26 protein-coding genes and 1 pseudogene are annotated in these 23,013 nt (G+C 61.8%); 19 read left to right on the forward strand and 8 right to left on the reverse strand.

Annotated elements, in window-relative coordinates:
* Nucleotides 1-264 precede the first annotated feature (264 nt).
* The 5 genes from PHW99_RS12455 (at nucleotide 265) to PHW99_RS12475 (ending at nucleotide 3,378) form a co-directional block, all read left to right on the forward strand.
* Nucleotides 265-957, forward strand: a complete 693-nt coding sequence (locus PHW99_RS12455; protein WP_300177840.1) for a hypothetical protein — start codon at nucleotides 265-267, stop codon at nucleotides 955-957.
* 95 nt (nucleotides 958-1,052) lie between these two features.
* Complete coding sequence (locus PHW99_RS12460; RefSeq protein WP_300177843.1) at nucleotides 1,053-2,363, forward strand: hypothetical protein; 1,311 nt, start codon at nucleotides 1,053-1,055, stop codon at nucleotides 2,361-2,363.
* A gap of 198 nt (nucleotides 2,364-2,561) precedes the next feature.
* On the forward strand, nucleotides 2,562-2,735 hold the full coding sequence (locus tag PHW99_RS12465) for a BrnT family toxin (RefSeq protein WP_300177904.1): 174 nt from the start codon (nucleotides 2,562-2,564) through the stop codon (nucleotides 2,733-2,735).
* The gene (locus PHW99_RS12470) at nucleotides 2,707-2,970 is read left to right on the forward strand and encodes a hypothetical protein (protein WP_300177846.1); all 264 of its coding nucleotides are present in this window, start codon (nucleotides 2,707-2,709) and stop codon (nucleotides 2,968-2,970) included. Before PHW99_RS12465 ends, PHW99_RS12470 begins: the two co-directional genes overlap by 29 nt.
* A gap of 93 nt (nucleotides 2,971-3,063) precedes the next feature.
* Nucleotides 3,064-3,378 (forward strand): hypothetical protein, encoded by a 315-nt coding sequence (locus PHW99_RS12475; protein WP_300177849.1) that lies wholly within the window; start codon nucleotides 3,064-3,066, stop codon nucleotides 3,376-3,378.
* Between the two features lie 127 nt (nucleotides 3,379-3,505).
* Here the strand turns inward: PHW99_RS12475 and PHW99_RS12480 are convergent.
* Nucleotides 3,506-3,604: pseudogene (locus PHW99_RS12480) on the reverse strand (LysR family transcriptional regulator); the annotation flags it as partial.
* 222 nt (nucleotides 3,605-3,826) lie between these two features.
* On the opposite strand from PHW99_RS12480, the gene PHW99_RS18850 reads away from it, so the two are divergent.
* Nucleotides 3,827-4,135, forward strand: coding sequence for a putative quinol monooxygenase (locus PHW99_RS18850; protein WP_366913432.1), 309 nt, complete (start codon nucleotides 3,827-3,829; stop codon nucleotides 4,133-4,135).
* A gap of 114 nt (nucleotides 4,136-4,249) precedes the next feature.
* Nucleotides 4,250-4,762 carry an ATP-binding protein gene (locus PHW99_RS12485; RefSeq protein WP_300177851.1) on the forward strand — a complete coding sequence of 171 codons (513 nt, stop codon included), beginning with the start codon at nucleotides 4,250-4,252 and terminating at the stop codon, nucleotides 4,760-4,762.
* 106 nt (nucleotides 4,763-4,868) lie between these two features.
* On the opposite strand, the gene PHW99_RS12490 is transcribed toward PHW99_RS12485, so the two are convergent.
* Nucleotides 4,869-5,756, reverse strand: a complete 888-nt coding sequence (locus PHW99_RS12490) for a LysR substrate-binding domain-containing protein (RefSeq protein WP_300177853.1) — start codon at nucleotides 5,754-5,756, stop codon at nucleotides 4,869-4,871.
* 56 nt (nucleotides 5,757-5,812) lie between these two features.
* Between PHW99_RS12490 and asd the strand changes: the two genes are divergently transcribed.
* Nucleotides 5,813-6,658, forward strand: a complete 846-nt coding sequence (gene asd / locus PHW99_RS12495; protein WP_300177855.1) for an archaetidylserine decarboxylase — start codon at nucleotides 5,813-5,815, stop codon at nucleotides 6,656-6,658.
* Here asd and PHW99_RS12500 read toward each other — a convergent pair.
* On the reverse strand, nucleotides 6,655-7,722 hold the full coding sequence (locus PHW99_RS12500) for an AraC family transcriptional regulator (RefSeq protein ID WP_300177858.1): 1,068 nt from the start codon (nucleotides 7,720-7,722) through the stop codon (nucleotides 6,655-6,657). The two genes, asd and PHW99_RS12500, sit on opposite strands and share 4 nt — an antisense overlap.
* 245 nt (nucleotides 7,723-7,967) lie before the next feature.
* Here PHW99_RS12500 and PHW99_RS12505 point away from each other — a divergent pair, with 245 nt between their 5' ends.
* The 3 genes from PHW99_RS12505 to PHW99_RS12515 are packed head-to-tail and all read left to right on the forward strand — an operon-like array spanning nucleotide 7,968 to nucleotide 11,917.
* Nucleotides 7,968-9,104 carry an acyl-CoA dehydrogenase family protein gene (locus PHW99_RS12505; RefSeq protein ID WP_300177860.1) on the forward strand — a complete coding sequence of 379 codons (1,137 nt, stop codon included), beginning with the start codon at nucleotides 7,968-7,970 and terminating at the stop codon, nucleotides 9,102-9,104.
* 13 nt (nucleotides 9,105-9,117) lie between these two features.
* The gene (locus PHW99_RS12510) at nucleotides 9,118-10,308 is read left to right on the forward strand and encodes a thiolase family protein (protein WP_300177863.1); all 1,191 of its coding nucleotides are present in this window, start codon (nucleotides 9,118-9,120) and stop codon (nucleotides 10,306-10,308) included.
* Between the two features lie 22 nt (nucleotides 10,309-10,330).
* A complete protein-coding gene (locus tag PHW99_RS12515; protein WP_300177866.1) occupies nucleotides 10,331-11,917 on the forward strand; it encodes an acyl-CoA synthetase in 1,587 nt (528 codons plus the stop codon).
* Nucleotides 11,918-11,948: 31 nt separating this feature from the next.
* Here PHW99_RS12515 and purU read toward each other — a convergent pair whose 3' ends face one another.
* From purU to PHW99_RS12530, 3 genes are all read right to left on the reverse strand, one after another.
* The gene (gene purU, locus PHW99_RS12520; protein ID WP_300177869.1) at nucleotides 11,949-12,797 is read right to left on the reverse strand and encodes a formyltetrahydrofolate deformylase; all 849 of its coding nucleotides are present in this window, start codon (nucleotides 12,795-12,797) and stop codon (nucleotides 11,949-11,951) included.
* A gap of 110 nt (nucleotides 12,798-12,907) precedes the next feature.
* The gene (locus PHW99_RS12525) at nucleotides 12,908-13,216 is read right to left on the reverse strand and encodes a DUF3567 domain-containing protein (protein WP_300177872.1); all 309 of its coding nucleotides are present in this window, start codon (nucleotides 13,214-13,216) and stop codon (nucleotides 12,908-12,910) included.
* Nucleotides 13,217-13,313: 97 nt separating this feature from the next.
* On the reverse strand, nucleotides 13,314-14,420 hold the full coding sequence (locus PHW99_RS12530; protein ID WP_300177875.1) for a DUF3108 domain-containing protein: 1,107 nt from the start codon (nucleotides 14,418-14,420) through the stop codon (nucleotides 13,314-13,316).
* A 30-nt stretch (nucleotides 14,421-14,450) separates the two neighbouring features.
* On the opposite strand from PHW99_RS12530, the gene PHW99_RS12535 reads away from it, so the two are divergent.
* Nucleotides 14,451-15,425 carry a fumarylacetoacetate hydrolase family protein gene (locus PHW99_RS12535; protein ID WP_300177877.1) on the forward strand — a complete coding sequence of 325 codons (975 nt, stop codon included), beginning with the start codon at nucleotides 14,451-14,453 and terminating at the stop codon, nucleotides 15,423-15,425.
* 3 nt (nucleotides 15,426-15,428) lie between these two features.
* Here PHW99_RS12535 and PHW99_RS12540 read toward each other — a convergent pair whose 3' ends face one another.
* On the reverse strand, nucleotides 15,429-16,031 hold the full coding sequence (locus PHW99_RS12540; protein ID WP_300177879.1) for a MarC family protein: 603 nt from the start codon (nucleotides 16,029-16,031) through the stop codon (nucleotides 15,429-15,431).
* An 18-nt stretch (nucleotides 16,032-16,049) separates the two neighbouring features.
* A complete protein-coding gene (locus PHW99_RS12545; RefSeq protein WP_300177882.1) occupies nucleotides 16,050-16,463 on the reverse strand; it encodes a VOC family protein in 414 nt (137 codons plus the stop codon).
* Nucleotides 16,464-16,558: 95 nt separating this feature from the next.
* On the opposite strand from PHW99_RS12545, the gene PHW99_RS12550 reads away from it, so the two are divergent.
* The 7 genes from PHW99_RS12550 to PHW99_RS12580 form a co-directional block, all read left to right on the forward strand.
* Nucleotides 16,559-16,924: a DUF2946 family protein gene (locus PHW99_RS12550; protein ID WP_300177885.1), complete on the forward strand. Its 366-nt coding sequence runs from the start codon at nucleotides 16,559-16,561 to the stop codon at nucleotides 16,922-16,924.
* Between the two features lie 217 nt (nucleotides 16,925-17,141).
* A complete protein-coding gene (locus PHW99_RS12555; RefSeq protein WP_300177888.1) occupies nucleotides 17,142-17,636 on the forward strand; it encodes a copper chaperone PCu(A)C in 495 nt (164 codons plus the stop codon).
* Between the two features lie 33 nt (nucleotides 17,637-17,669).
* Complete coding sequence (locus PHW99_RS12560) at nucleotides 17,670-18,086, forward strand: DUF2946 family protein (RefSeq protein ID WP_300177891.1); 417 nt, start codon at nucleotides 17,670-17,672, stop codon at nucleotides 18,084-18,086.
* 105 nt (nucleotides 18,087-18,191) lie between these two features.
* Entirely contained in the window at nucleotides 18,192-18,704 is a 513-nt protein-coding gene (locus tag PHW99_RS12565; RefSeq protein ID WP_300177894.1) for a copper chaperone PCu(A)C, read from the forward strand.
* Between the two features lie 64 nt (nucleotides 18,705-18,768).
* Nucleotides 18,769-21,090, forward strand: a complete 2,322-nt coding sequence (locus PHW99_RS12570; protein ID WP_300177896.1) for a TonB-dependent receptor — start codon at nucleotides 18,769-18,771, stop codon at nucleotides 21,088-21,090.
* Nucleotides 21,091-21,168: 78 nt separating this feature from the next.
* Nucleotides 21,169-21,804: a hypothetical protein gene (locus tag PHW99_RS12575; protein ID WP_300177899.1), complete on the forward strand. Its 636-nt coding sequence runs from the start codon at nucleotides 21,169-21,171 to the stop codon at nucleotides 21,802-21,804.
* Nucleotides 21,805-21,901: 97 nt separating this feature from the next.
* On the forward strand, nucleotides 21,902-23,013 hold a 1,112-nt coding region (locus PHW99_RS12580; RefSeq protein WP_300177901.1), incomplete at its 3' end, for a TonB-dependent receptor plug domain-containing protein.

Here is a 23,013-nt window from a genome sequence, read left to right on the forward strand (position 1 = left end):
TGGAGCCGATTGGGTATATTCCACCGGCCGAGGCTGAGGCCAACTACTACCGGCAACTCGCCGAGAAGACCGAATCCCCGGTTTCACTTTAACTAACCAGCCTCCACGATACCCGGGGCGATTCAGTATGAAGCCCTCGCAAATGCTCGTGCCATCCTTACTTCGGCATTCGCTATTGAAGAATCTTATGATCTCCTAATTGGCAACTACGTTGAAGTCGAGCAGGAGCTATTGACGGCTACCGCTATAAATGCGGTTCGGGATTTGAGTGAATATCACGACTTCTTTGAACTTCGATCAACGATTAATCGGCGTGTCGTCAATTTGCTGACAGCAACTCGTCTTTACCTTGATCAAACACCACAGCGACTATCGGATTGTGCTACGGCTCCCGAAGATGCCCGTTCCGAATTTAGGCAACGAACTCGAGATCATTACGATGCCACGTTCGGGTATCGGTTTCTTGAGGCCTTGCGCAATCATGTCCAGCATTGTGGCTTGGCTGTTCATCGCTTGAGCCTAAACAAAAAATGGATTGGAGAGGGAGAAGACCGAGTGCTTGAACTCTCAATACAACCATTTGCTGAGAAGCGCTACTTGGTTACCGATGGAGGCTTTAAAAAGAAGATGCTAGATGAAATGCCCGACCAGGTTATTTTGACGCTTCTTATTCGTGATTACCTACAGTGCATTGGCAATCTTCATAAGCTTGTCCGTAGTCATGTGACGGAACGGGTCAAGGAAGCGAGACAGACGATAGAAGGGCATCTCTCTGAGTACTCCAAAGAAAACAATGGCTCCACTATTGGGCTCGCGGCATACAGAACTGACTCTCACGGGCGAAAGGTGTCTGTACCGCTTATGCTCGACTGGGACGATGTACGCATAAAGCTCATAGCACGTAACTCTGACATGGTTGCTCTTGGACGGCACGTCGTCACCGGGCGCGCAAAATGACGTCCAACCCTGCGGTCCACCGGGCGCTGCGCAATATAGCAGCGCAGCACCGGTGACCTTCACGTTAGCTATTCCATATGCCTACTCAGGAACGCATGTCGAACCTCGAACCACTCCAAAATGACGACCTCCCGCCAGAAGACGAACCGCAAGGCGACGTAAGCGCCGTTCGCGCGCAACTTGAATCCAGATGCGCAGCTGCCAAGATACCTATCGAGGAAACGGAGGGCTACGAACCTGATCAGCAGGTCGTTCGCATAGGCATGCCATCTGGGAGAGATCGCCGATGGATCTACTGCTGGGACTATGGCGACTATCAGAAGCTGTTGTCGATCCCATTCGAGCAGCTTGTCTTCTTGCAGGGCCTTGAAGCAATCTGCAACTACTCGATATCAACAATTGAAGTTGGAATTCGAACGCTCGGCGCGCCCTCAAGTAGGCTACTGTTTTCGCGGCTCTTCAAGGTTGCGGTAAGTGATTCTCCAGAACCCGACCAAATTCCAAGGCTTGAGCTGCCGTCACCGTTGTCAGAAGGAAAGACAAAGTTGGTTCTTGGCACACCATCGACTGAATTGTCGACACTGGTCCGAGGTATGAGGCCAAGGCTCTCGCTTTCCATAATTTCTGAAGGTATCAATCAACATGACAAGGCACTTGAACTGGTCAAACGAGCTTCAGATGCCTTGTTTTTTCAGATCGATCTACTCCACGAAATTCCGCTGACTTTGGTACGCGAGCGGCGTTCAGTCGCTCGTCGTCGCAGAACGGCTCGCGCGGAAACGCCGCCCGATGTTACGTTTCCGTCTCATGAGTATGATCCAGCTCCTGTTTCCCTGTACTGGTATGGCCGCAGCGCAATCGGGATGCCGCTACTTCAATATCTGGCGTTCTACCAGGTCATTGAATACTACTTCCCAACCTACTCACAAGCCGACGCGCGACGAAAACTGAAAGCTATTCTGAAGGATCCCGGATTTCGTGGCGATCGGGACGCAGACCTCGGTCGCCTTTTGTCAGCCATTCACGTTAGTCGGTCTGGTGCCTTTGGAGATGAGCGCTCGCAACTCCGCGCAACGTTGCTGGAATGTATCGAGCCAGAATTACTTCACCAATTTATCGCGTCAGATCCGGCCAGATCTGACTTCCTCTCGTCTAAAGCAAAGGGATTGTGTGAACAGAAGATCCCGGTTGCCAACCCGACCGCAGATTTACGAGGCGATGTTGCGGAGCGAATCTACGAGATCCGGTGCAAGATCGTTCATACAAAGACTGATGCGAAGAATTCTGAATTTGAACTTCTCTTGCCCTTCTCACGTGAGGCGGAGCAGCTTGCGCACGACATCGAGCTCGTTCAATTCGTTGCCCAGCAAGTTCTCATCTCAGCAAGTATTCCGTTTCGCGCCTAGGATAGCTAACGCGTCCATCGAGGGGACGTCTTCCAGCGAGCTTTGCTTGCTTACAGTCGCCGTTCATGTCGAACGATAAACCCTTCCGGTATTTCGGATGTTCAATTTTGAATGGGATGATGAAATGGCTGCAACCAATTTGCTGAAACACGGTGTATCGTTCGACGAGGAGGTCAGTGTTTTGGTGATGGACGGGCACTGACTTTTTCTGACACCGATCACAGCGAATTTGAAGATCGAAGTCGAACTTACGGAATCTCAAACAAGACGCGTCTCTTGGTGGTCGTTCATACTGAACGACGCAACGGTCTTCGAATCATCGGCGCGAGAAAGGCGACACGATATGAAAAAGGCATCTATGAAAACGGCTGATCAAGACATTCCCGAATTGAAGCGGGATCAACTGGGCAAAGGTGTACGAGGCAAGTACCTGAAGCACTTTACTCAAGGTAGCAATGTCGTTGTGTTACAGCCAGAAATCCAAAAGGCTTTCCCGACCTCTGAGGCTGTTAACAAGGCTCTGGCAAGCATGTTGGCCTTTGCAAAAGAAACACAAAGTTTGACAGGCCGCTCAGGTCGGACAACGCGCAAACGCGTTACCGCGTAGCTTTGACGCAAGGGCTTTCTCCAACTAAGCGCTTGCCCGCACCTTGCGCATAATGCCGAGCAAGGGCGCTCAATTTGAACATCGGCCCTCACAATGAAACCGCAAACCATCCTGCTCGCCTGCCTTGCCTTCGCCGCGTGCGGTTTAGCGCTTGGCAGCGAGTTTCAGCCGGTCCAGGCGGGCATTGCGCCACTGAAATCCCGGTTGGCCGAAGTGAAGGCCGAGTCGGTTTCCTTGCGTACTGCGCTCGCTGCGGCCGAGCCGGCGGAAAGGCCAAGATCCGAAGGACAGCTGGCTGCTCTCCAAGAAGAGGAGAAGCAGCTCACGGCGGAAATTGACAGCGCAGAACGGCAGAGCCGCTCGCCATACGTCACTTATGCCGCGCCGCCGCAGCACCAGGCCAGATGAACACCCGACAAGAATCGCCCGCGGTTTGACGTCGCTTTTGGGTGGCATTCTTAAATGGAAGATGGCTATTATTTCGATAGCTAATCAAGCTTGTTCCACCCGGGCTAGAGGGGTAAAACACCCTCAATCACTTGACACTTTGCTTGAGCCAGTCGGCAAAGGCCACGCATTCCCAGCGCTCCATCATGCCGGTGCGCCAGCACAGGTAGTGCGCGTGCGGGCTGGGCCAGCCTGGGAATCCCAGTTCAGGGGCGCGACCCCATGGGCTATAGTCTGGCAACATATCGCCAGCAGCGGCGACAGGGTTCAAGGGGCGGGAGATGGCTTCACTATCCAGTGCGATTGACGGCAAACCCAGGCCCCATGCGCCTTGCCCTTTGTTGCTCAACGCTGTCTGCAGACGGTATTCCAGGCGATCTGCACGCCGAAACTCGATTGAGATATTTCTATGCAACCTACCGTAGCTGTCTTCGGAATTCTTAGATTTCCACCTGAACAAATGCCAGAAGTGCGGCCCCACCTAAGAACTTTGGTCGAGACGACTTACCAAAACGATGGGTGCGTTGCCTACGATGTCGCTGAAGATCCATTTGATCCCGGGCTTATTCGCTTCTCCGAACTGTGGCCAGATCACGAAAGCCTTGCCAAGCACCTTCAGGCTCCGCATATTGAACCCTGGCGGACCGTTGCTCGCCGTTGTGGTTTGCTTGACCGAAAGTTCACTGCATATGACATCAATGGTTCGCGTAGCGTTTGAGGCGATGCCACATGGTTTGTCCGCCGCAAGGAGATGTTTATGGTGTCTACGAGCATGGTTGCGCGGCGGATAAGCGCTGATGGTTAGGATCTTCGGTAACCAATGACAAACAGAATGAAAACGAGCCCATCACTTCATTTCATGTGCGGGAAGGCAGGTTCTGGCAAAAGTACTGTGGCCAAGGCACTAGCGCAGCAACATGGCGCCGCATTGCTTTGCGAAGACGTGTGGCTCGCCAGGCTATTTCCTGCTGAATTGGTCACATTCGATGACTACATCAAGTACTCCCGCCGCATCAAGACGGTTGTTGCGCCACTGGTCATCGAGTTGCTCAAACAACAATCGGTTGTGCTTGATTTCCCGGCGAATACTCGCGAAACCAGGTTCTGGTTCAAAAGCATTTTTGAAGCTGCAAGCGTCCCCCACACACTGCACTTCATCAATACGTCGAATGCCCAGTGTTTAAGCCAAATTGCAAAGCGAAACATTGAGCGGCCAGAAGGCTCGCACGTACTTACAGAAGAAGCGTTCTATCACATTTCATCCTTTTTTCAGCCGCCCACAGTGGAAGAGGGCTTCAATGTTCAAACTTATGAGCAAGAAGCCAGGCTGAATGTGCAAACGTAGCTCAACCTCTACCGCTTTGAGCGGCATTCGCAAATGGAATTAAGCTACTGTTTTAATAGCTAGTCAAGCTTATTCCACCAGGGCTAGAGGCCTAAAACACTCTCAATCACTTGACGCTTTGCTTGAGCCAGTCGGCAAACGCCACACATTCCCAGCGCTCCATCATGCCGGTGCGCCAGCACAAGTAGTGCGCGTGCGGGCTGGGCACATTGCGGCCAAACACGGCGTTGGCCCCCAGGCGGACCAGGGCGCCATTGTCCAGCCAGGGTTGGGCCAGTTTCAGGCGCACCAGGGCGATGCCCATACCGGCAGCGGCGGCGTCACACATCAGGCCGACGTCGTTGAACTGTGAGCCGTCCACCGGCTCGGGCCAGTCCAGGTGGCAAGCGGCAAACCAGGTGCGCCACGGCTCCAGCGGGCTGCGCAGCAAGGCCTCGCCCTCCAGGTCCTGCGCCACCTCAAACGGGCCGTGTTCGCGCACAAACGCGGGTGACGCCAGCGGGGTGACCTCGTCCTTGACCAGGCAGACGTGTTCCACGTCGGCGTAGCGGCCGGTGCCAAAACGGATCATCAGGTCGGCGTCTTCGGCCACCACGTCCAGCAGCGGAATCGACACCTGCAGGGTCAGGTCGATCTCGGGGTAGGCCTCGGTGAACTGGCGCAGGCGCGGGATCAGGATCGAACGGGCAAAAGTGGGCGTCACGGCCAGCCGCAGCTTGCGTTTGCCGGGGGCGGCCGCCGAACTGGGAAAACGCTGCAGCATGCCCAGCCCTTCGCGCACATGGGCCAGGTATTCCACCCCCTCGGTGGTCAGCGAAAAATCGGCGCGGCCAAACAGCCGGGTGCCGATGATCTGCTCCAGCTGCTTGACACGGTGGCTGACAGCGCTCGGGGTGACACACAGCTCTTCCGAGGTCTGTGTCACGCTGCGCAGGCGCGCCAGCGCTTCAAAGGTCAGCAAACATTGGATGGGGGGAATACGGGCAGCGGCCATGGCGGCATTGTGGCATCGCTGCCTTGGGTGTGCACTGCGTAGAATCCCCGCCCACGATGTCTGATTTTCTGGCGGTCTTGCCGCAATACCTGATTCCCAAACAAGCGCTGACCCTGTTGGCGGGCCGTGTGGCCCGCGCCCGCGCCGGCCAGTTCACCACCCGCTTGATTGCCTGGTTTGTCCGGCGTTATGGGGTCAACATGGCCGAGGCGGCCAACCCGGACGTGGCCAGCTACGCCAGCTTCAACGACTTTTTCACCCGTGAATTGCGGCCGGGCGCCCGACCGCTGGCGCAGGCCGAACTGATCTGCCCGGTGGACGGGGCCATCAGCCAGTTTGGCCGCATCCAGGGCCAGCAGATTTTCCAGGCCAAGGGCCACCAGTACAGCAGCACGGCGCTGGTGGGCGGCGATGCGGCGCTGGCGGCCCAGTTTGACGACGGCCACTTTGCCACGCTGTACCTGAGTCCGCGCGATTACCACCGCATCCACATGCCCTGTGACGGGGTGTTGCGCCGCATGATCTACGTGCCGGGTGATTTGTTCTCGGTCAATCCCACCACCGCCCGGGGGGTGCCGGGCCTGTTTGCCCGCAACGAACGGGTGGTCTGCGTGTTTGACTCAGCCCGCGGGCCGTGGGTGCTGGTGCTGGTGGGGGCCACCATTGTGGGCAGCATGGCCACCGTCTGGCACGGGGTCATCAACAACCCGCGGGCCGGTCAGCTGTGTGACTGGTCTTATGAGCCGCAGCGTGTGGCGCTGAAGCAGGGTGACGAAATGGGCCGCTTTCTGCTGGGTTCCACCGTGGTCATGCTGTTTCCTAAGGGGCCGCTGCAGTTCAACCCGGGCTGGCAGCCCGGCGGCGCGATCCGCATGGGCGAGCGGATGGCGCAGTCTGTCTAGTTGCCGCCTGGGGCGTGTGCTGACCCGGCCGAAGCCGCGCGCCGGGTGCCGGAGCCCAGGCGCCGATAGGCCCCCGGACTGCTGCCTGTCCACAGTTTGAAGGCCCGGTTGAACACGCTCGGGTTGTCAATGCCGATCACGGCGCCGATGGCCGTCACGGAAAGTCTGGTTTTTTGCAGCTGCAAAATCGCCATGTCGCGCCGAAGCTCATCCTTGATGGCCTGAAAGTTGGTGCCTTCGTTGGCAAGGCGGCGGGACAGCGAACGCGCCGAAAAGTGCAGTGCCCGGGCGGTACTCGCCAGCGTGGGTTTGTCGGCCAGGCGGTTCTCCAGATGGCTGCGCACCCTGTGTGTCTGCATGTTTTCGCTGAAAGGCACATACAGCCAGTCAGCCGGGGCATTGCGGAGAAATGCGCTGAAGCTTCCCCGGTCCTGCCGAAGGGGCGCCTTCAAATACTCCGAATCCACATAGAGGGCCGTTTGGGCCCGGTCGAAGTGGATCGGCCCGGGAAAGAGGTACACATACTCGGCCGCACGCGGTGGGCGGGCGTAGGCCAGGTCCACCTGGACGAGCGGGATTTTCCGGTCAATCATCCATGACGCCACGCCGTGGACCAGTTTCAGCATGATCTCGTGCACCAGCACGCGCGACCTCTGGGGCGGCATATGCTCGACCAGCGCGATGCGCGTCAAGGCGCCGCTGCGGGACACCTCAAACCCCATGTCATCGAGCTGCAGGCGAAAGTAACTTCTGAAGCGCTGCAGGGCGATGCCCAGATTCGGCGCGCCGAACAGGCCCAGGCACAGAAACTTCAGCGTCCCCCGGCGCAAGGGGCGGGAAAAGAATCCCGGTGTTTCATCGTCGCAGGCAAAGGCGATCTGGCGATACAGCCGGGAGAACTGCTCGATCGAAATCCGGGCGCCGGACTCCTCCAGCAGATTCGGCGCAATCAGTGCGTGTGCCGTGGCCTTGCTGATCAGGGCGTCGTCCAGGTCCAGGCCCGCCAGCAGTTCTGTGACCATGGCCACCGGAACGGTTGGAGACAGCTGATCATGTGGCGGCATACATCACCGTTTGAATAAATCCTATTTTGGCGCGAAATGCAAATTATTAGACCATTTTTGTCATAACACCCACCAGTCATGGATTTTAGAATGCCAAAAATACCCGTGAAATTGGCGTATCCCCAGGCAATTTCACAGACACAACACAAGGTGACAAATCTGGTGACTTGGCGGTTTATGCAAGTTTTTTTGACTGCAGCAGACAGCCATGGTCACGCCGGAGGGCACCCGACAGCAGGACGCACATGAATTTCCAGTTGACGCCGGAGCAAAGTCAAATCCAGGAACTGGCCCGCCGGTTCGCCGACCGTGAAATCCTTCCGCTGGCTGCTGACGCCGATCGCCAGCAGACATTGCCGCTGCAGATCCAGGCCAAAGCCGTTGAGTTGGGCCTGGTGAACCTGACGCTGCCACAGAGTCTGGGGGGCGCGGGCCTGGGCTGCCTGGAGCTGGTGCTGGTGACCGAGGCGTTTTGCCATGCCTGCCTGGGCATTGGCACGGCCTTGTGTATCAACACCTTGGCGGCCGAGCCGGTGGTGCTGGCCGGTAGCGAGGTGCAGCAGCAACGTTATCTGGCGCCCTTGCTGGCTGGCCGTTTTGCCAGTTTTGCGTTGACGGAGCCGGGGGCCGGCTCGGATGTGGCGGGCATCCGCACCCGGGCTACCAGGGTGGACGGTGGCTGGCAGCTCACCGGTAGCAAGATCTGGATTTCGAATGCGCCCATGGCCGACTTTTTTGTCGTGTTTGCCAAAACCAGCCCGGACGCCGGTCACAAGGGCATGACGGCCTTCATTGTCGAGCGTGACAGCCAGGGGCTCACGGTGGGGCCATCCATGAGCAAACTCGGTCAGCGCGCTGCACCCACGGCGGAGGTGTTCCTGGATGCTGTCTTTGTGCCGGACACCCAACGCCTTGGCGCCGAAGGCAGTGGTTTTGGCCTGGCGATGCAGGTCTTTGACCATTCCCGCCCCATGGTGGCCGCCTTTGGTCTGGGCTTGATCCAGCGCTGCGTGGACGAGTCGCTGGCTTACGCACGCTCACGCGTCAGCATGGGCAAGGCGCTGATCGAACATCAGGCCGTGGCCCACAAGCTGGCGGAAATGCAGATGCGCCTTGAAGCCGCCCGCCTGTTGACTTACCAGGCCGCCTGGATGACCGATCAGGGACAGCGCTGCACCCTGCAGGCGTCCATTGCCAAGGCTTATGCCGCTGATGCCGCCATGTGGTGCGCCACGGAAGCGGTCCAGATTTTTGGCGGCATGGGCTACAGCACCGAATACCCGGTGGAAAAACTCTTCCGGGACGCCAAAGTACTGCAGATTTACGAAGGCACCAGCGAAATCCAACGCAACATCATCGCCCGGGAAATGGCCCGCAACTGAAAGGACCCACAGCATGCAACACCCGAACAACGAACCGGTCATCCTGGCTGCCGTGCGCACGCCGTTCGGCCGCCGCAACGGCGCCTTGCGCGAAACCCGGCCCGATGCCTTGCTGGCCGGCATCATCAATGCCGCGCTGGCGCGCGCGGGTGTTCCCGGTGAAGCCATTGGCGACGTCATTGCCGGCTGTGTCAGTCAGGCCGGCGAGCAGGGCGCCAACATTGCCCGTCAGGCGGTCTTGCTGGCCGGGCTGCCGCAGCAGGTGCCGGGCGTCAGCCTGAACCGGATGTGTGGCTCCAGCCAATACGCCGTGCATGCCGCAGCGCAGGCGGTGGCTGCTGGTGATCTGGACTTTGCCGTGGCTTGCGGTGTGGAAAACATGAGCCGGGTCCCCATGTTCCTGGACCTCACGCTGGGTCAAGGTCCGTTCACAGGATTCGACAAGCTGCATCCCGACCTGGTGGCGCGGTATCCCATCGTGCATCAGGTCGAAAGTGCGGAGCGCATTGCCGACCAGTGGCAGCTCTCCCGGGCCGAACTGGATGCGTTTGCGATCGAGAGCCATCGGCGTGCCCACGCGGCCCGCCTGGCCGGCTGGCACAAGGAAGTGGTGCCGGTGGCCGGGGTCGACAAGGACGGCGCGGGCTTCACACTGGACTTTGATGAAGGGGTGCGTTCGGTCATCGACCACGCCAGGATGAGCAGCATGGCACCGGTGTTTCGTTCGCCCGACACCGGCGTGGTGACTGCCGCCAACGCCAGCCAGGTTTCTGACGGTGCCAGTGCGGTGGTGATCGGCAGCCGCGCGGCGGCGGCGCAACATGGGCTCCAACCCAAGGCGCGATTCCTGGCACGGGTGGTGACCGGCTCAGACCCGGTGATGCAACTCACCGGGGTCATCCCGGCCACCCATCTGGCCCTCAAGCGAGCGGGGCTGTCCATGGCCGACATCGACTGGATTGAGCTCAACGAAGCCTTTGCCGCGGTGGCCCTGAGTTGGGCGCGCGAGTTCAAGCCGGATGCCGACCGGCTCAACCCCTGGGGCGGCGCGATTGCCCACGGCCACCCGCTGGGGGCCACGGGGGCGGCCCTGATGGCCAAAATGCTTTGCGGCCTGGAGCAGCGCGGTGGCCGGTTTGGCCTGCAGGTGATGTGTATCGGCCATGGCATGGCCACCGCCACCGTCATCGAGCGTCTGGGCTGAGGCGAGGCTGAACTTCCACCCCATGAATCCGTGCCATAACGAGGAGACGAGCTTGAAAACGACCATTCGCCGCCAGACCCTGAGTGATGTTCTGCGCCGCACCGCGCTGCGGTTCCCGGCCAAGGCTGCCATCATCTGTGGTGACACCCGCTGGACTTATGCGGAGTTTGACGCCCTGGTGTCGCGCCTGGCCGCCGGCCTGTCGCAACTGGGTGTGGTGCAAGGTGAGCGTGTGGCGGTATTGGCGCGCAACTCCCACGGATTCGCCGCCATGCGGTTTGCGCTGGCGCGGCTCGGTGCCGTGCTGGTGCCCATCAATTTCATGCTCAAGGCTGAGGAGGTGGCCTACATCCTGCGCCATGCCGGCGCCCGGATGCTGGTCACTGACAGCGGCTTGGCCGAGGTGGCCCGCGCTGCGGCGGCACTGCAAACGCTGGTGCGCGAATTCATCTGGATCCCCGCAGAAGACGCCAGCGCCCCGGTCCCGGGCATGCATTGTTTTGATGAGCTGGCCGCCTGCCAGGGCCGCGTCCCGGAAACCACGTTCACCGGCGCGGACCTGCTGCAGATCGTCTACACCAGCGGCACCGAATCCAGCCCCAAGGGCGCCATGCTCACCCATGACGCCGTGCTCTGGCAGTACGTCAGCTGTGTTGCCGATGCCGAAATCCAGGCCAGCGACGTCACCTTGCATGCCTTGCCGCTGTACCACTGTGCGCAGCTGGATGTGTTTTTTGGTCCGAGCATTTTTGTCGGCAGCACCAATGTCATCACGGCCAGGCCGGTGCCGGACAACCTGCTCGGTCTGATCGAAAAGTTCAGGATCACCAGCTTTTTTGCGGCGCCGACGGTGTGGATTGCCATCCTGCGTTCTCCCAACCTGGACGTTGCCAAAATTGCCAGCCTGGTCAAGGGTTACTACGGTGCCTCGATCATGCCGGTCGAGGTGTTGCGCGAGCTGGCGGCACGATTGCCCCAAGTGCGCCTGTGGAATCTTTATGGTCAGACTGAAATTGCGCCGCTGGCGACCCTGCTGGGGCCGGATGACCAGTTGCGCAAACCCGGCTCGTGCGGACGCCCGGTGCTCAATGTCGAGACACGTGTTGTGGATGACGACATGCAAGACGTGGCCGTGGGCGAGGTGGGTGAAATCGTGCACCGCTCACCGCACCTGATGCTGGGTTATTTCCATGACGATGAACGGACTGCGGCAGCTTTCGACGGTGACTGGTTCCACAGTGGTGACCTCGGCACCATCGACGAGGAAGGCTTCATCAGTGTGGTGGACCGCAAGAAGGACATGATCAAGTCCGGCGGAGAAAACGTCGCCAGCCGTGAAGTCGAGGAAATGATCTACCGCCTGCCCCAGGTGAGTGAAGTGGCGGTGATTGGCTTGGCCGATCCACACTGGGTGGAGGCGGTCACCGCCGTCATCGTGCTGAAGGCCGGCCAGGTGCTGACCGAAGAGGAGGTGATTGCGTTTTGCCGCAGCCACATGGCCACCTTCAAGACGCCCAAGCGTGTTGTCTTTGCCGACACGCTGCCAAAGAACCCCAGTGGCAAATTGCTCAAGCGGGAGTTGCGCAACAGCTACCGGAACGCTGGTTGAGTTGCCGCCAGCCTGGCCGGCCGGTCAGGCACTACCGGAAGATCACCGTCTTGTGGCCGTTGAGCAGCACGCGGTGTTCGCTGTGCCATTTAACGGCGCGCGCCAGCACCTGGCTTTCGGTGTCGCGCCCCAGGGCGGTCAAATCTTCCACCGTCTTGCTGTGGTCGACGCGGGCCACGTCCTGCTCGATGATCGGGCCTTCGTCGAGGTCAGCCGTCACATAGTGGGCGGTGGCGCCGATCAGCTTCACGCCGCGATCATGCGCCTGGTAATAGGGCTTGGCCCCCTTGAAGCTGGGCAGGAACGAATGGTGGATGTTGATGGCCCGGCCCGACAGGCTGCGGCACAGCTCGTTGGAGAGGATCTGCATGTAACGCGCCAGCACCACCAGCTCGGCTTCTTCACCCTGGATGATTTCCAGCTGTTTGGCTTCGGCCTGCGCCTTGCTGGCGGCGGTCACCGGCAGGTGGTGAAACGGCACGTTGTAGCTGGCGGCCAGCTGGTAAAACTCGCGGTGGTTGGAGATGATGGCGCGGATGTCCAGCGGCAGCAGGCCGCTTTTCCAGCGGAACAGCAGGTCGTTGAGGCAATGCCCTTCCTTGCTGACCATGATGACGGTGCGCATCGGCTGGGCCTGGGCATGCAGCTGCCACTGCATCTCGAACGGCTGGGCAAAGGCGGCCAGCTGGGTCTTGAGTTCGGCAAAACTGTGCTGGGCGCAGGCAAACTGCACCCGCATGAAAAACAGGCCGGTATCGGCGTCGTTGTACTGGGCGGCTTCTTCGATGTTGCCGCTGCGTTCCAGCAAAAAGCCGGACACCGCGTGCACCAGGCCCAGACGGTCCGGGCAGGACAGGGTCAGAATGTAGACAGGGTTCATAGGGGCGCTATTGTCGCAGCCGCCAGTGGGGTGGCTAGAGAGATTCGATTGCTATAATTTGTATAGCTTTAAGCCCTTTGTTTGTGCGGGCTAGAGTCGATTTTTGTGCTTCAGTGAATGACCACCGGGTTTTGCGCCAGCTCGGCGTAGCGCTCCAGCGTGTCTTCCACTTCTTCCTGCGTTGGCGTCTTGAGCTGCCAGGCGGCGATGTGTTGCTGGAAGAGTTCGGCCCAGGAACCGTCCAGATACACCTCCTTGCCGGAGCGTTTGTCGACAATCTCAAAGCCATGGCGCGCCAGCTGGGGCACGATCAGCAACTGCTCACCGTCCTTGAGGGGCTGGTCAGGCACATCCGCGGCCACGGCGTTGGCCAGCATGTGGGTCACCGAGTAAGTGTCAGAGTCGTAAAGCGTGTGCATGGGCAAATTATCCTTGAATCCGGTTACCACTGCAGTTGGCAGCATTTGGCGGAAATTCAAGATGCGTGCCGCCAGCCAACGGCCTGGCGGTCCGCGGTCAGTCAGGGCTGTCAGCCGGTTGGGTGGCTGACCATTGCTGGTCGATGCTGTCGCCGTTGGTCTCGGTGATGCGGATGCGCGCAGGCAGGTAGCCGAGCTGGGGGGCGAGCCACACCTCGACCTTCTGGTCATAGGGCTGGCGCGGGTTGCGCACCAGTTTCAGCCCCTGCAGCGTGCCGCCGGGCAGTTCCAGGGTTTCGCTGCCCTCAAAGGTGAACAGCCACAGGTCGGCATCACGCGGACCCACCGTCTGGACGGTCAAGGTGGTACCAGGCCCATAACGCTCGGGTTCACTCGCCACCAGCGCACCGAGCTGCAGCAGCACACTCAGGCGGTCCTGGGCGCCGACCAGCAGCGGGGCATCCGGGGTGTTGGCGCTGAACGTGACCTTGCCCTGGGTGTAGTTGAAATGGGCGGCCACCTCGCTGCGGTATTTGTCTGAAAAACGTTCGGGCGCCAGCCCGACGTCGGTGATCTGGCCACGGCTGGTTTGTGAACGGCTTTGGCCAAACGCGCTGAAGCTCAGGCGGGCGTTGTAGCTGGTGCCCAGATGGCGCCACAACAGCTCGCCGTTGAGGTTGTAGGGGAACTTGTTGGCCTGGATTTTGTACAGCAGCCGGGTGGAGCCGGTCAGGGCGTCCAGACTGAAACTGGGCGGCCGCTCGCGTGGCGGGCGCGGTGCCGCTGGCGGCTCTGCCGGCGGCTCGGGCGGCGGTCTGGTGGCCTCGGGGGTCGAGGCGGCGTCGGCGGCACGGGCCGCGGCCAGCTGCTCGGACATGGCACTCAAGCCGGTCGTCACCGCAGTGCTGTCCGCGGCTGTCTCTGGCGTGGGGGCGGGCGGTGGGGGCACGACAGGTTTGGGCGCGGCTGCACGTGGCAGCGGAGGTTTGGGTTGGGCTGGCACCACCCGTGCCGGCACCACCGGCAGCGGGTCCGGCAAGGGTGTGATGGTCCGCGTGGTGAAGGTCAGGGCCGCATCCCCCCGCTGGCTGGCCGGGTTCAGCGCCAGCGGCATCGACTGCAGCAGCCCCAGGTGCACCAGCAGTACCACCAGGCCCAGCACCAGCCAACGCCGGAGCGGCGATCGGGTCTTGAATGCGTCCACTAAAATTTGCGCCCCAGAGGGAATCCCACCATGAAACTAGCTACCTTGAATGACGGTTCCCGCGACGGCCAGCTGGTCGTGGTGTCGCGCGATTTATGCACGGCGCATTATGCGACCGGCATTGCCGATCACCTGCAGCAGGTGCTCGACGACTGGAACTTCATGTCGCCGCAACTGCAGGACCTGTATGACGCCCTGAACCACGGCAAGGCGCGCCACGCCTTCCCGTTCGACCCCCAGTTGTGCCTGGCGCCCTTGCCGCGAGCCCATCTGCTGGCCGTGGCAGATGCTTATGCAGCCGCGCAAGCGCCTGAGTCGTCTGAGCTGGCGGCCACGCTGCGCCTGGGCTTTGCCGATGAACTGGCCGGGCCCTGTGCGCCACTGCGCGCCGCCAGTGCCGCCTTGCAGCTGGACGTGGAAGCCGCCCTGGCCGTGGTCACCGGGGACGTGCCCGCTGGTGCCAGTGCGGAGCAGGCGCTCGAGGGGGTTCGCCTGCTGATGCTGGCCAGCCATGTGCAGCTGCGGGCCTTGCAGGGCGCGTCGGACCGGCCGCTGGTCAGTAGCCCGTCCACCGCCTTCAGTCCGGTGGCCGTGACGCCTGATGAACTGGTGTACGGCGGCGAGAGTGCCTGGGCTCAGGGGCGTCTGGGCCTGATGCTCCAGTGCACGCTCAATGGCCGCAAGCTCGGTCTGTGTGATACCGGGCAGGACATGGCCTGGCATTTTGGCCAGTTGATCGCCGCCTTGTGCCAGACCCGCCGCCTGCGCGCGGGTGCCATCGTCAGCTCGGGGGAGGTGCGTAACCGCGACAGTGTGCGGGGCTACTGCAGCCTGGCCAGCCGCCGCGCTTCAGAGCTGGCGCAGGATGGTCAGGCCAAGACGCCGTGGCTGGCACCAGGTGACAGCGTACGCGTCGAGATCAAGGGCCGCGACGGCCAAAGTGTGTTTGGCGCCATCGACCAGGACGTTCAGGTGGGCGCGCAGCCAACCCCCGTTGCGGTGTGAACCTCAGGCCCCGGCGATCTGTTTGACGAAAGTCTTGATGCCGCGCAGCATCATTTCGATCGACACCGCCACCAGCACCAGGCCCATCAGGCGTTCCAGCGCCACCACAAATCGGTCACCGGCCACACGCTGAATGCGCTCGGCCAGCACCAGCACCACGGCACTCACGGTCATGGTGACACACAGCGCGGCAATCCACTCCAGCCGTTTCTGTGGCGCCTGCGACACCAGCAGCAGCACGGTGGCCAGGGCCGACGGCCCGGCAATGGCGGGAATCGCCAGCGGCACGATCAGCGGCTCACCCGCCGGTTCGGCACCGCCGCTGGCTGGCGGCGGAAAAATCATGCGCAGGGCGATCAGGAACAGGATGACGCCGCCGCCAATCTGCAGCGACAGCTCGCTGAGGTTCATCACGCGCAAAAAGCTCTCACCGACAAACATGAAGGTGAGCAGCAGCAAAAAGGCAATCAACACCTCGCGCAGGATCACCAGCGAGCGCCGCTCAGGCGCCACGTGTTGGAGCGCATTGGCAAAGATCGGGATGTTGCCAATCGGGTCGGTGATCAGGATCAGCAGGATGGTGGCCGAGACAAAGGTGTAATTCATGGTGCGCGCCGGGCGGATTCAGGTGGCGTAGACGGTGTCCAGCGAGGCAAAGCCCTTGATCTCGATCGGATTGCCAAACGGGTCGCAGAAAAACATTGTCCACTGCTCGCCCGGCTGCCCGGCAAAACGCAGTTGTGGCTCCAGGATGAAGTGGATGCCGGCGGCCTGCAGCCGCTGGGCCAGCGCCTGCCAGTCAGGCAGGGCCAGCACCAGGCCAAAGTGGGGCATGGGCACCAGGTGGTCCCCCACATGGCCGGTCGGCGCGGTCTTGAACGGCTCGCCCAGATGCATCGAGAGCTGGTGACCATAAAAATCAAAATCGACCCAGGTGGCGGTGCTGCGCCCCTCGCGGCAGCCCAGCACACCGCCGTAAAACTGGCGGGTCTGGTCCAGGTCGGTGACGTTGAAGGCAAGGTGAAATAAGCTGTTCATGGGTCGCAGGATAGCAGGCCCGCTGGCGTCCGATCTGGCCCCGGTCTTGATCCATGTCAGCTGAGCGCCAGGCGCCGGTGTCATAATCCCACGCCATGACTGCCCTGCAAACCCTGCGCAACACACCCTGGCTGGCCCGCCTGGCCCTGCTGTGGTTTGCCTTGACGCTGGGTGTGGCGGTGGCCTCTCCGGTGGTCAACCCGCAAAGCGAAGTGCTGATTTGCAGCGCTGCGGGCGGCATGGTCAAGATCGTGCTCAATGACGATGGCACGGTCAGCAGCACCAGTGCCGCGCTGGACTGCCCGCTGTGTGTGCTGGGCCATGCTGCCGCGCCAGTGGCAGTGGTGGCGCCCGAGCCGGTTCAACCCCTGGGCCATGTGCTGCAAAGCATCCCGGCAGCCCGTCTTGCTGCGGCCACGGCCGCGCCGCCACCTTCGCGTGGCCCTCCCGCTTTTCTTTAAGCTGTTGACGTCATAGTGCCTGGCGCGATCGGCGCACGCACTTTTGACCGATGCCACGGTGCATCCGGCGCGGCACACCTCTGCCGGCCTGGCGCTCTTCCAATCAACATTTGCTATGCTTTTAATAGCTATTTTTGGTTTGTTTGTGCGGGCTGGAGGCTAATTTGATTCGTAACCAGGCCTTAGTTGCCATTTTCTAACCTTGAGAAGGAAACCCATGAAACTCACCTCCCTGATGACTGCCGCTGCGCTGGCACTGGTCTCGTTTGGCGCCGCCGCCCACGGTGAAGCCGTTGAAGTCAACAACGCCTGGGCGCGTGCCACCGTCAAGGGCCAGATGGCCACGGGCGCATTCATGACACTCAAGGCCAAGGATGGCGCCAAACTGGTGGGCGGCTCTTCCCCGGTTGCCGGTGTGACCCAGGTGCACGAGATGAAGATGGACGCCGGTGTGATGAAAATGGCTGAAGTCAAGGGTGGCCTGGAGCTGCCCGCAGGCAAGGCGGTGGAACTCAAACCCGGTGGTTACCACATCATGTTGATGGACCTGAAAGCACCGCTGCTCAAGGACAGCACCGTGCCGCTGACGTTGGTGTTCAAGGACGCCAAGGGGGTCGAGTCCAAGCTGGAGCTGAAGGTGCCGGTGTCGGCCAACCCGCCGGCCATGGACCATTCGATGCATGGCAACATGCCCGCCCACAAGGCCCCCTGAGTGTCTGAAGGCTGACCTCCTGTCCCTGCCCGAATGATGTTGTTGTTGCACCGCCTTGACACCCTGCGCCGCCCCTGGGCGGTGTGGCTGGCCTTGTTGCTGGTGGTGTTTGGCGCACTGGCGCCGACGCTGTCGCACGCCGTTCAGGCGGTGCGCGGGGACGCCGGGTTCGGTGCGACAGTTTGCAGCAGCAGCGGCCCGCGCTGGCTGGCCCTGGCCGACGCCAGCGCGCCAGGTGCGCCGGGCCAGGGGGAGCCCGACCGCGCGGGGCTGATGGCCCATTGCCCGTTTTGCCTGCTGTCGGCAGAACGTCTGGCCGCGCCGCCGCCCGCTGCGTTGCCCTGGCGGGGCCTGCCCGGCACCCCGCCGCCACCCGCCGCCGCGGCGGCGTTGATCGGCCCGGCGCGTCTGATCGCGGCGGCGCATTCACGCGGGCCGCCTGCGCTCTGAGTTGGTTCTGCCGGGCCTGCCGTTGACGGTCGGACCGGCTTGAAGGGTGTGTGCCGGTCTGAACCGGTTGCACGCGGTCCCTGGTCATCAACTCAAGAGCGATTCATGACATTTTCCGAACTGAACCGGGTGCGCTGGATGACGCGCCTCCCTGTGGGCGCTGCCCTGGCCCTGCTGGCCACCCTGCCGCTGCCGGGCCATGCCCATGGCACCAAGGCCGGCACCCTGCAGATTGACCATCCGTATGCCGTGCCCAGCGAACCCAACGAGCCCCATGGCAAGGTTTACTTGCGTGGCATCAAGAATAACGGGGCGCAGGCTGATCGTTTGCTGGGGGCCAGCACGCCGGTGGCGGCGGCGGTGAAGCTGCACAGCCTCAAACCCGATGCCAACGGCCTGCGTGGCATGCAGCTTGACGCCATTGAGCTGCCGCCCCAGGCCACCACCCTGCTGCGCCACACCGGTGATTACCAGCTCAGCCTGATAAACCTCAAGGCACCGCTCAAGGACGGTGACCGCTTTGCGTTGACGCTGAATTTTGAACATGCCGGCAGCCAGACCGTCCAGGTCTGGGTGCAGACCCCGCGGGCGGCGCAAGCCAGCCATGCCAGCCACTGAGCCGCACCCATCCGGCGCTTCTTGTCCCCCTCGGCCCACCCCTGAACCTCTTTTGAATCGCTTTATGCTGGAACTGAAACACGCTGAATTCGCCCGTGCCATGACCTTGGCCCTGCCAGCCCTGGGGCTGTTGTGCGCCCAGGCCCAGGCCGCTGAGGAAGCGGCGGCCACCTTGCCGGTTGTCACCGTCACCGCCACCCCAGGCTCTGGCAGCCAGGCGTCGGGTGCCACGTCGGTGGACCGAGCCACCTTGAACACCCGCTCGGCCGCCACCAGCGACACCGCCAGCCTGCTCACCGACATTCCCGGTCTGAGCCTGCTTGGCGCTGGCGGGGTGTCGAGCCTGCCGGTGATCCACGGTCTGGCCGATGACCGTCTGCGCATCCAGGTGGATGGCATGGACCTGATCGCTTCCTGCCCCAACCACATGAACCCGGCGCTGTCCTACCTCGATCCGACCCAGGTGGATTCGCTGAAGGTCTACGCCGGCATCACGCCGGTGAGTGTCGGCGGGGACAGCATTGGCGGCACCATCATGGCCGAGTCGCGTGCGCCAGCGTTTGCCGCACCGGGCCAGGCGGCGCTGACCCAGGGCGAGATCGGGGCCTTTTACCGCAGCAACAACCAGGCGCGGGGTGTCAATGTGGCGGCCAGTTATGCCACTGACAAGTTGGCCCTGTCTTACACCGGCGCCAGCAGTCAGGCCGACAACTACCGCGCTGGCGCCGATTTCAAAACCTATGACTTCACGGGCCGGGCCGGACACAACCTGGCACGCAACGAGGTCGGCTCCACCGCCTACGAGACGCGCAACCACAGCCTGGGGCTGGCCTTCAGGAGCGACAACCATCTGCTGGAAGCCAAACTGGGTTACCAGGACCTGCCGTCGCAGCTCTACCCGAACCAGCGCATGGACATGCTGGGCAACACCCAAAAAAGTGTCAATCTGCGCTACACCGGCCAGTTTGACTGGGGGGCACTGCAGGCCCGTGCCTGGCACGAAAACGTGGACCATGTCATGGACTTCGGTGCGGACAAACGGTACTGGTATGGCAACGGGGTTCCGCCACTGGGCTCGGGCGGCCCGACGGCGCTGTTTGGGCAGGCTTGCAGCCCGATCAGCACCACCTGCGCGGCGGGCATGCCGATGTACACCGAGGGCAAGACCACCGGGGTGAGCCTCAAGGCCGATGTGGCGCTGACGGCGCAGGACCTGCTGCGGGTCGGTGGCGAGCTGCAGAACTACCGGCTCAACGACTGGTGGCCACCCTCAGGCGGGGGCATGTTTCCGGGCACGTTCTGGAACATCCGCGATGCCCAGCGCGACCGCACGGCGGTGTTTGGTGAGTGGGAAGCCCGCCGCAGCGCCCAATGGATGACCCTGCTGGGCGCACGCGTGGAACAAGTCAGCATGAACGCCGGGACCGTGGTGGGTTACAACCCGGCCAACTTGGCCAGCAACCAGGCGCGTGATGCCGCCGCCTTCAATGCCCAGGATCGCCAGAAGACCGACCACAACCTGGACCTGGCCGCAACGGCGCGTTACACCGCCAGCGCCAATTACGACATCGACTTTGGTTTTGCCCACAAGGTGCGCTCCCCCAATGTGTATGAGCGCTACACCTGGTCAACCTGGCAGATGGCGGCGCTGATGAACAACTTTGTCGGTGATGGCAACGGTTATCTGGGCGACGTCAACCTCAAACCCGAAAAGGCCAACACCCTGTCGGCCACTTTTGATTGGCATGCGGACGACAACCGCTGGGGCTTCAAGGCCACACCGTATTACACCCAGGTCAGTGATTACATCGACGCCGTGCAATGGAATGCCACCACCAACCAGCCGGCCACCACGCTGGCGACCAACCGATTCAGCGTGCTCAAGTACGTCAACCAGTCGGCGCGTCTGTATGGCATTGACCTCTCGGGCCACCTGCCATTGGCGTCAACGGCCTGGGGTGTTTTCGGGCTCAAGGGCTTGTTGAACTACACCCACGGTACCAATCAGGACACCGGCAGCGGGCTCTACAACGTCATGCCGCTCAACGCCAAACTGGCCGTGACGCAGCAGCTTGACGGCTGGGACAACAGCGCCGAGCTGGTGCTGGTTCAGGCCAAGAACAGTGTCTCGGCGGTGCGTAATGAAATCCAGACGCCGGGCTACGCCCTGGTCAACCTGCGCGGCAGTTATGCCTGGAAACAGCTGCGCCTGAACTTTGGCATTGAAAACCTGCTGGACAAGTTTTATGACCTGCCCACGGGCGGCGCCTACACCGGCCAGGGCACCACCATGACCAACCCGGCCCTGCCCAACTACCCCCAATGGGGAACGGCGGTGCCCGGCATGGGGCGCACGGTTTACCTCGGGGTGACGGTGAAATTCTGATTTGCTATAAAAATAATAGCTATCAATGTCCTGTTGATGTGGGCTAGAGCCTGATTTTGTATGAGAAGGGGGAAAGTCATGAACGCTGAAACCAATCTTGCCACGGTTTGCCAGCTGGATGCGCGTGAGCGTTTTGCGCCCGATGCCGGGCAACCGTTGTGGCGGGTGGTGTCGGGCGCCTTGCGTATCGACAGTGCCCCCAGCGGCGAACCCAGCCGTTTTGTGCGGCTGGCGCTGCCGGGCGACGTGATCGGGGTTGAGCAATGGGCCGGTACCCATGATCGCTTGCAGCTGCGCGCCCTCATTGCCTGCCAGCTGGCGCCGATGCAGGCCAGCGGCGACTCGATGATGCAGATGCTGATGGACACCGTGGTGGTGAGCCACCAGCGTTGCCGCGAGGTGGTCAGCTTGCGTACCGGCCCGGTGGCCAAGCGCCTGCAGTCCCTGCTGCTGATGTTTGCCCAGAGCAACAGCGCCACCGGCAACTCGGTGGCGGACTGCCCGGTGCCCCATCTGGCCGACCTCAGCGACATTGTGGACGCCGCGCCCGAAACCGTGTCGCGTGTGTTTGGCAGCATGCGTGAACTCGATTTCCTGCAGGACCGCCGCCCGCAAAAAGCCCGCTTCAGCAGCCAGGCCCTGCGCGGGCTGGAGGTGGTGGCCGGCATGTCGGCGCCGCGTGCCAGCCGCAGGCTGCAAATCGCTGGTGCCTGAGTCCGTCACGCCCTTCCCGCAATGACATTTTTACCTCTGTGATTGAACTGTGAACTCAAGAATGAACGTTTTCCGATCCTCTCCACATGGCTTTGCCATGAAACCGGCCACCCTGGCAGTCGCCGTTGTGCTGGCTGCACCGGCGCATGCGCAGATCACCACGCTGCCAGAAGTGGTCGTCACCGGCATCGCTGAGACCTACGCGGTTGAGCGCAGCAGCGCCGCTACCCGCACCGACACCCCGCTGGAGCAGGTGCCGCAGTCGGTGGTGGTGATCCCGCGCGCGGTGATGGACGATCAGGCCGCGCAAACCCTGTCGGATGTGCTGCGCAACGTCAGCAACGTGACGGCGATTGACCAGCGTGATGCCAACCTGACCGGGTTCAAGGTGCGCGGCTTTCCCGCCACCACGGTTCTGGACGGCGCGCCGATGCCGGGCAACCTGCACAACCAGCAGTCGCTGGCCGGGGTGGAAGAGGTGGCCGTGATCAAAGGCCCGGCTGGGGGCCTGTATGGCGGCTCACAAGGCATGAACCGCCCCTCGCTGGGCGGCACGGTGCTTGTCACCACCACCGAACCGCAGGCCGTGGCCAGCCGCCAGTTGGGTCTGAGCTTGGGTGACTACGGGCACCGGGCGCTGTCGTTTGATGTCAACCAGCCGGTCAATGAGATGCTGGCGCTGCGCCTGTCGGGCGAGGTCTCCAGCAAGGATTCCGAGACCGATCAGGTGTATTTCAAACGCCGTGCGCTGGCGCCCAGCCTGCTGCTGACCCCCAACGCCGACAGCAAACTGGTGCTGCGCCTGCGCGATGTGCGCAACGAGACGCTGGACTACCCTGGCCTGCCGCGTGCGGTGGCGGGCCAGCCGGACGTGGTCAGCGGCGTGGCCCGCAGCCGCTTCATCGGGGCCAACGGCTTGCCGCCCACCACCAGCAACTCACAAGGGGTCAACCTGCAATGGCAGCAAAAGCTCAATGCCAAGTGGGATCTGGCGCTGACGCTGGCCCACAACCGGGTGGATGTGATGCAGACCGGGGCCTTCAACGCCTCGGTGATTGATGTCTACCTGGGCATGTTTGGTTTGCCTGGCGCGTTTGGTCAGGCGACGCAAGACGTGTACGGCTACCGCATGGGCCAGCAGTTTGAATCGACCGTGCTCTCGCCCAGCCTGACTGGCAAGTTCACTACCGGCACCACCCAGCACACCGT

Source organism: Rhodoferax sp., assembly GCF_028689305.1.
Lineage (GTDB): Bacteria > Pseudomonadota > Gammaproteobacteria > Burkholderiales > Burkholderiaceae_C > Rhodoferax.

Excerpts from the sequence above, each read along its gene's own strand:
- PHW99_RS12460 (WP_300177843.1), top strand. The coding sequence starts at position 1,053 with ATGTCGAACCTCGAACCACTCCAAAATGACGACCTCCCGCCAGAAGAC.
- PHW99_RS12470 (WP_300177846.1), top strand. The coding sequence starts at position 2,707 with ATGAAAAAGGCATCTATGAAAACGGCTGATCAAGACATTCCCGAATTG.
- PHW99_RS12475 (WP_300177849.1), top strand. The coding sequence starts at position 3,064 with ATGAAACCGCAAACCATCCTGCTCGCCTGCCTTGCCTTCGCCGCGTGC.
- PHW99_RS18850 (WP_366913432.1), top strand. The coding sequence starts at position 3,827 with ATGCAACCTACCGTAGCTGTCTTCGGAATTCTTAGATTTCCACCTGAA.
- PHW99_RS12485 (WP_300177851.1), top strand. The coding sequence starts at position 4,250 with ATGAAAACGAGCCCATCACTTCATTTCATGTGCGGGAAGGCAGGTTCT.
- PHW99_RS12490 (WP_300177853.1), bottom strand. The coding sequence starts at position 5,756 with ATGGCCGCTGCCCGTATTCCCCCCATCCAATGTTTGCTGACCTTTGAA.
- asd (WP_300177855.1), top strand. The coding sequence starts at position 5,813 with ATGTCTGATTTTCTGGCGGTCTTGCCGCAATACCTGATTCCCAAACAA.
- PHW99_RS12500 (WP_300177858.1), bottom strand. The coding sequence starts at position 7,722 with ATGCCGCCACATGATCAGCTGTCTCCAACCGTTCCGGTGGCCATGGTC.
- PHW99_RS12505 (WP_300177860.1), top strand. The coding sequence starts at position 7,968 with ATGAATTTCCAGTTGACGCCGGAGCAAAGTCAAATCCAGGAACTGGCC.
- PHW99_RS12510 (WP_300177863.1), top strand. The coding sequence starts at position 9,118 with ATGCAACACCCGAACAACGAACCGGTCATCCTGGCTGCCGTGCGCACG.
- PHW99_RS12515 (WP_300177866.1), top strand. The coding sequence starts at position 10,331 with ATGAATCCGTGCCATAACGAGGAGACGAGCTTGAAAACGACCATTCGC.
- purU (WP_300177869.1), bottom strand. The coding sequence starts at position 12,797 with ATGAACCCTGTCTACATTCTGACCCTGTCCTGCCCGGACCGTCTGGGC.
- PHW99_RS12525 (WP_300177872.1), bottom strand. The coding sequence starts at position 13,216 with ATGCACACGCTTTACGACTCTGACACTTACTCGGTGACCCACATGCTG.
- PHW99_RS12535 (WP_300177877.1), top strand. The coding sequence starts at position 14,451 with ATGAAACTAGCTACCTTGAATGACGGTTCCCGCGACGGCCAGCTGGTC.
- PHW99_RS12540 (WP_300177879.1), bottom strand. The coding sequence starts at position 16,031 with ATGAATTACACCTTTGTCTCGGCCACCATCCTGCTGATCCTGATCACC.
- PHW99_RS12545 (WP_300177882.1), bottom strand. The coding sequence starts at position 16,463 with ATGAACAGCTTATTTCACCTTGCCTTCAACGTCACCGACCTGGACCAG.
- PHW99_RS12550 (WP_300177885.1), top strand. The coding sequence starts at position 16,559 with ATGACTGCCCTGCAAACCCTGCGCAACACACCCTGGCTGGCCCGCCTG.
- PHW99_RS12555 (WP_300177888.1), top strand. The coding sequence starts at position 17,142 with ATGAAACTCACCTCCCTGATGACTGCCGCTGCGCTGGCACTGGTCTCG.
- PHW99_RS12560 (WP_300177891.1), top strand. The coding sequence starts at position 17,670 with ATGATGTTGTTGTTGCACCGCCTTGACACCCTGCGCCGCCCCTGGGCG.
- PHW99_RS12565 (WP_300177894.1), top strand. The coding sequence starts at position 18,192 with ATGACATTTTCCGAACTGAACCGGGTGCGCTGGATGACGCGCCTCCCT.
- PHW99_RS12570 (WP_300177896.1), top strand. The coding sequence starts at position 18,769 with ATGCTGGAACTGAAACACGCTGAATTCGCCCGTGCCATGACCTTGGCC.
- PHW99_RS12575 (WP_300177899.1), top strand. The coding sequence starts at position 21,169 with ATGAACGCTGAAACCAATCTTGCCACGGTTTGCCAGCTGGATGCGCGT.